We start from the raw sequence: 986 nt of genomic DNA, 5'->3' as shown, positions 1-986 counted from the left end.
CGGCGCCTTGTCGATCTGGTCGAACGGCGTGAAGGGGTTGATGTCCGGGTACGCGTCGTGCAGCACCTTGGTGATCGCCGCGGTAAGGGTCGTCTTACCGTGGTCGATGTGACCGATGGTGCCGATGTTGACGTGGGGCTTCGTCCGCTCGAACTTCGCCTTCGCCACTGCAGTCCTCCTGAGGACAGTTCTGTACGCCGTGCTGACGTCAGTTGGTCTTTGATCGGGTTTGGGTACGGGATGCCGAAGCAGCCCATGCCGTCCCGCGGGTGGGGGCGGAGATGCCCGGGGGAATCCGGCCGGATTCCCCCGGGTTGCCTCCTAATAGCCTAAGGGTTCGCAATCGTCCCGAATGTCGGGACGTACTGCGGTCTCAAGCAAGAGCCGGCAGGTGCCGGTCCTTACTCGCCCTTGGCCTTGGCGATGATGTCGTCCGCCACGTTCCGCGGAACCTCGGCGTACGAGTCGAACTGCATCGAGTAGCTCGCGCGACCAGAGGTCTTGCTGCGCAGGTCACCGACGTAGCCGAACATCTCGGAGAGCGGCACCAGCGCCGAAACGACGCGGGCACCGTAGCGCTCGTCCATGGACCGGATCTGGCCACGACGAGAGTTGATGTCGCCGATCACATCGCCCATGTAGTCCTCGGGCGTGGTGACCTCGACGGCCATCATCGGCTCGAGCAGGGTCGGGGACGCCTTGCGAGCGCCCTCCTTGAAGGCCATCGAGCCGGCGATCTTGAACGCGAGCTCGGAGGAGTCGACGTCGTGCGAGGCACCGTCGAGCAGCGTGACGCGGACACCCTGGAGCGGGTAGCCGGCGAGCACGCCGAACTCCATGGCCTCCTGGCAGCCGGCGTCGACCGAAGGGATGTACTCCTTCGGCACGCGGCCACCGGTGACCTTGTTCACGAACTCGTAGCCCTCGCCGGACTCGATCGGCTCGATCGCGATCTGGATCTTCGCGAACTGGCCGGCCGGTCTGCT

At 65.1% G+C, this 986-nt stretch carries 1 protein-coding gene and 1 pseudogene; both read right to left on the bottom strand.

From position 1 onward, the window contains the following. The coding region (locus tag C2142_RS40225; protein WP_241003254.1) for a GTP-binding protein at window positions 1-168 on the bottom strand (168 nt) is incomplete at its 3' end. A gap of 233 nt (window positions 169-401) precedes the next feature. Continuing rightward, a pseudogene (gene fusA / locus C2142_RS40220) lies at window positions 402-986 on the bottom strand (elongation factor G); the annotation flags it as partial.

The organism is Streptomyces sp. CB01881, from assembly GCF_002953255.1.
In the GTDB taxonomy this organism is placed as follows: Bacteria; Actinomycetota; Actinomycetes; order Streptomycetales; family Streptomycetaceae; genus Kitasatospora.
This window is presented reverse-complemented; position numbering and strand designations above follow the sequence as displayed.